Genomic DNA, 4,673 nt, shown 5'->3' on the forward strand with positions numbered 1-4,673 from the left:
CGGCAATCGTTTGGGAGTTTATTGTTGCCGAATCTATCTTGCTTTACCTCTGCTTAAATATCTGCGGAATGCGGGTTTTAAAGTGACGGCGTAGATGGGCTAAACATTTCTGTTGAGCTTTCACGTCATAACCGTTATAAACTGAATAATCGTCCGAGCTAAGTACACCACTCTAGTTCAAACCGAGAATGGTTTCTAGTTCGGCACGATATCTTGTATCCGCAGCATGGAATAAAGCGAAGTTTGTATTCGCAAAAATCCATAACCATTCTTTCACACCCTTGACAACCCAAGGTGTCTCATCGCAGTGAATATTTGGCTGTGTTTGCTGTATCCAATTTTTCAGAGAGCTAACGCTTTTGTTAACTGCTGCATCTATTCTTTCATTAGTGGTTACTAATGTTCCCACCCCGATTTCTATCTGACCTAGTTCCCACAAAAGCTCTTGTTGTTTTTCATAGGATAGATGCCCGTAGTTATTTATCCATCCTACAAAAGCCTGTAGCCTTACTCCTATATCTTGTCCTGGAACTAGATCGGGTGACCAATCGGATGCTTGTACATTTCCACAATGCTCACACACACAAGTATGGCGCTGATACTCCGCTATTTCTATTGGGCGCTCTACTAACTGTGCTACTTGCTGTGTTTCAATTTTTATCTTGTCTTTGAAAAATCCCGTACCACAACAACAACAACACTCGGGACGTAAAATTTCCCAGCGAGCTACTCTACCAAACCCTTTACGAGTTTTTCCCGGATGCCCAGGTTGTCCTCCCGGTTTCCGTTTTGGAGCTTGGCTTTCACCATCAGAGAGCTCAGGTTTTTTTTCGGATTTTTTGAGGATGTCCCCAGATGGTGGTTTTGATGATGTTTTGCTGTCTAAATCTCTACTCGCCTTGAGTTTTCCTATTTCTTGTTCTAGCTCTAAAATTCTGGAGTTTAGTTTAATTGTGGCGCTCGCCTGCTCGACAATGATTTCCACCAGTTGTTCCGGAGCCAACTGTATCAGGATTTCACGGTCTAGTTCAACAGGCAGGTTTTTTTCCATAATTGTAATATTCCGCCGAGAATGTCACACTTGTCAATACCCTCTGACCTGAATCCTTACGGGGGAGGTAGTAATAATGCTAATCATTATATTTTCCAAGAAGATTTGCAGAAATTAGTTAATGAAATAGGAATTGAGATCAGAATTGCTCATTACCCTCCTTATACATCTAAATATAATCCCATAGAAGATCGACTTTTTCCTCATATTACCAGGGCTTGTCAAGGAGTAATTTTTACAAGTTTAGAATTAGTCAAATCTTTTGTCGAAAAAACTCAAACTAAAACGGGACTCTCTGTAGGTGTAAATATCCTTAAGAGAGTTTATAAAACTGGTCGAAAGGTGGCTGATAATTTCAAAAATACTATGCAAATTGTTTTTGACGAATATTTGCCCAAATGGAATTATCGAGCCGTACCCCAACCTAAGTAATTCATTAAGTTATTTATTTTTCATTCCTTATCGTTGTCAAATAACCACTGTTGTTGGCGATAGACTTCTGTGAGGACTAGCAAGGTTTTATATTGCTTTTTGCTCATACATAATTTCTAGGGTGACACCTGACTCGATTATCTGTTGAATATGAGCTAGGTTTCTTTTGATATATTGGAGGCGTTTTTTAATTGCCTGTCTTTTTTTTTAGTGGGTCGTCTTTGTTTCGCCACTGCTACAGCACTTTCGGATGTTATGAGGTACAGTAGCAGCAATTAGTAAACCAGTTTTTAAGATGTTTCGGATTAATCAAGTCAAGAGCCACAGCAATTATCGTGTCAACCATTTTAGTGCTGGTTGGTGAAAACTGGAGCAATAAAGATTTGAGTTGCGACCACCATAATTCAATTGGATTAAAATCAGGAGAGTATGGGGACAAACACAAGATAGAAGCACCCACCGCTTCAATCATAGGCTTAATTGAATCTACTTTATGCGCTGGTAAGTTATAGTCATTTCAAATAAAAAAAAGACACTCTTGAGCGCAGTAGGCACAGATGAGTTCATCTAAAGATGTGCCAGGAGGAGCATACATTCTGGCTCGCTTTAAGGCACTAAAATCGTGTTCAATATCGTTCAGGTCTGGAGAATATTTTGGGAGAAAAAGAACTTGATGCTCCGTTTCCTCTACCAGTTCTCGGATGGCTGTTTTTCGATGAATCGGTGCATTATCCATGATTAATATAAATGGCTCCGTCAGAGAGGGTAATAAATATAAAGATAACCACCCTTCAAAACCTTCTGCATTAAGGCTGCCCGTAAAAACCATTGGGGCAATTAAGTCCTTTTTTCCTTTCAGTCGAACCGCTACTAGATTTTCTCTTTTCCCCCGTTTTCCTGACTTTTCGCCCCAGATTTTTTTGCCTCTTTTTGACCAGCCAAATGCACAATCTTGAAACTCTTCAAATCCTGACTCATCAATAAAAACCCGACTTTGATTTCCCGATACTTTAATCAATTCTCTCAGATATCTGTAGTATTTCATTCTTGCTTCTCGGTTTCTCTCCTGGTAACGAAGTTCTTTTTTTTTTCGAGTAATTTTCATTTCTTTAAGAGCATAAGATATGGCACTTGGTCTTACCCCAAACTTCTTGGCTCGGTCGATTAATCTGGCATCTGGATTCTCTTTTACATCCTTTTCTAAGGCTTGCCAATCTAGTTTTCTCTTACGCCTTTTTACCTGTGTGGCTAAGCAGGTCGGTCCGACCCAGCCACCGATATATCGTTGCCCTTCCTACCTGAAAAAGTCCGGCCGCTTGAGCGATACGACCGCCATTTTCTACATAATCCACTACTCTTTTTCTCAAATCAATACTGTAAGACATTTTCCTAGCGGCTTCACTATTTTTATTCATTTTACCTCATTTTTAAATAGTCTCATACTTATTTGAAATGACTATATCCATCACTACTACTGCTCCCGACCACAATTGTGGCACTAAACATTGATCGATAAACACCTCAAATGCTTGACTATCCATCGAGTTGTCTATGGTCATTAATGCCACTACTCGCTGGAAACTAATTGCACCAATTACTGTGATTTTCTTGCCTCGATAAAAAGGTTTGACCGCATAGGCTCTCGTTCCTCGTTGGCCACGTGCATGAGTTCTGGTTAAACAAGCGTAATACTCCAGTCTCATCTAAAAAGACTAGATTTTTTGGGTCGATATGCTTGACTTTTTCCCAATACTCTAACCTTAATTTCATGACTCTTTCAGTGCCGGCTTGGCTACTTCTCACTGTTTTTTTTTTACGATTTAATCCCAACTTTTGTAAGGCGTTACACATGGCTGTTCTACCCACCCAATTTCCCGTCTTCTGGGCAAATAACTCACACAATTCTAGTAAGGTTGCATCGGGATGTGCTGCCACTATTTCTCTCAAAGAAGCTGTGGAATTATTCAAATGACTGTATCTCGGTTTACCCCTGGGTTTCGGCTGTAAATCACCCTCTATTTTTTGTTGCTTGACCAGTTTTTGAACTAAGCTTTTAGTGACGGAAAATATCGCTGCTGTTTTTCTGATCGACAGCTTCTGATCTTGATGGGCTGCTACTATTTTTGGAAAGCAAATCTACTGAATATGCTTTCATTGGTGTATTTTTTTAATCTATTCTTATTGTACCTCATAACACCCGGAAGTTCTGTAAGTAATCTTTTCTGGCCTTATTACAGTAGGTTCTTGGTTTTTTATTGGTTTGATATTTGATCTGTTTATACAGGATGTCTATAATTTTTTCTGTATGGACTCTGGCTTTGTTTAATAGTCCTAAGTCGGTCGGATAGGTAATATCTGCTGGGGCCGAGGGAGCATCTATGATTAATTTTCAGAACTTGGGTGATTCATTTTTGCCGTCCAAATCATTTTTTTTTCGGGTTTAACTGGGGTAATTTCCCACATTTTTTCGACCCTTCGTTCGTTTACTTTATTAATTAGGTTGGGACTAATACGCCCGTCGAAAGTGAACTAATAGTGATGGGTTAAATGGCAGCTCGTTACTGTAGCTTGATTGACCGATAAAGTATTGCAGATACGGGTTTTCACGGATTTGTTCTACTGTTTCCCGATCGCTAATTCCTAATTTTTCCTTAATAATTAATGGCCCCAACGCCATCCTCCATGATGAAAGCTGGTGCACCCATTTCTGTGGGGAAGTTTTGAGCATATTCGGATTCAAATTCTGACCACGGTATTACTTGGGCCATCTTTACCCAACGGTTATCTGGTGACAATTTAGACCCGTTGGCTAGTTTAAAGTCCAAGGGTGGGATGGGAGCAAGCTCAACCTTTTTGTACATGATCTCAGGTGGTGATGCATGGGTTTTGGCCTATTTTACCTGTTTATCTGGCACTTTATTCTCGATCGCCCGATCGAAACCTTTCGCGACGCAATATGCGATCGATTATTCAGCAAGCCCTATTTACGGGTCAGTTATTATCAAAAACTATAACGGGACAAGTTATAGAAAACAAAAAATTATGTTTCGCCGAACTTGAATCACCCATCAATTGCGATCGTGATTTTTCTTAACTTATTCAGCAAGCCCTATTGTAGGGCTTGCTGAAAAAGTGAGAAAACAGCATTTAGAAAGATGAGTGAATTCGAGTTCTCCTCGGCAATATAAGT

At 39.8% G+C, this 4,673-nt stretch carries 2 protein-coding genes and 5 pseudogenes; 1 reads left to right on the forward strand and 6 read right to left on the reverse strand.

Annotation, left to right across the window (positions count from 1 at the left end; genetic code table 11):
• Window positions 1-67 precede the first annotated feature (67 nt).
• A pseudogene (locus QUA70_RS28005) lies at window positions 68-1,051 on the reverse strand (IS66 family transposase); the annotation flags it as partial.
• Between the two features lie 30 nt (window positions 1,052-1,081).
• Between QUA70_RS28005 and QUA70_RS28010 the strand changes: the two are divergent.
• Window positions 1,082-1,483: an ISAzo13-like element transposase-related protein gene (locus QUA70_RS28010; protein WP_333351028.1), complete on the forward strand. Its 402-nt coding sequence runs from the start codon at window positions 1,082-1,084 to the stop codon at window positions 1,481-1,483.
• Between the two features lie 23 nt (window positions 1,484-1,506).
• Here QUA70_RS28010 and QUA70_RS28015 read toward each other — a convergent pair.
• The 5 genes and pseudogenes from QUA70_RS28015 to QUA70_RS28035 all read right to left on the reverse strand — a co-directional run.
• Window positions 1,507-1,716 (reverse strand): annotated as a pseudogene (locus tag QUA70_RS28015) (IS5/IS1182 family transposase); the annotation flags it as partial.
• Window positions 1,717-1,852: 136 nt separating this feature from the next.
• Window positions 1,853-1,961 (reverse strand): annotated as a pseudogene (locus QUA70_RS28020) (transposase); the annotation flags it as partial.
• A gap of 39 nt (window positions 1,962-2,000) precedes the next feature.
• Window positions 2,001-2,868, reverse strand: a pseudogene (locus tag QUA70_RS28025) (IS630 family transposase).
• 42 nt (window positions 2,869-2,910) lie between these two features.
• Window positions 2,911-3,186, reverse strand: coding sequence for a transposase (locus tag QUA70_RS28030; protein ID WP_333410765.1), 276 nt, complete (start codon window positions 3,184-3,186; stop codon window positions 2,911-2,913).
• Window positions 3,187-3,692: 506 nt separating this feature from the next.
• A pseudogene (locus QUA70_RS28035) lies at window positions 3,693-4,344 on the reverse strand (transposase); the annotation flags it as partial.
• Window positions 4,345-4,673: the final 329 nt, after the last annotated feature.

Source organism: Microcoleus sp. LAD1_D5, assembly GCF_036702115.1.
In the GTDB taxonomy this organism is placed as follows: Bacteria; Cyanobacteriota; Cyanobacteriia; order Cyanobacteriales; family Microcoleaceae; genus Microcoleus.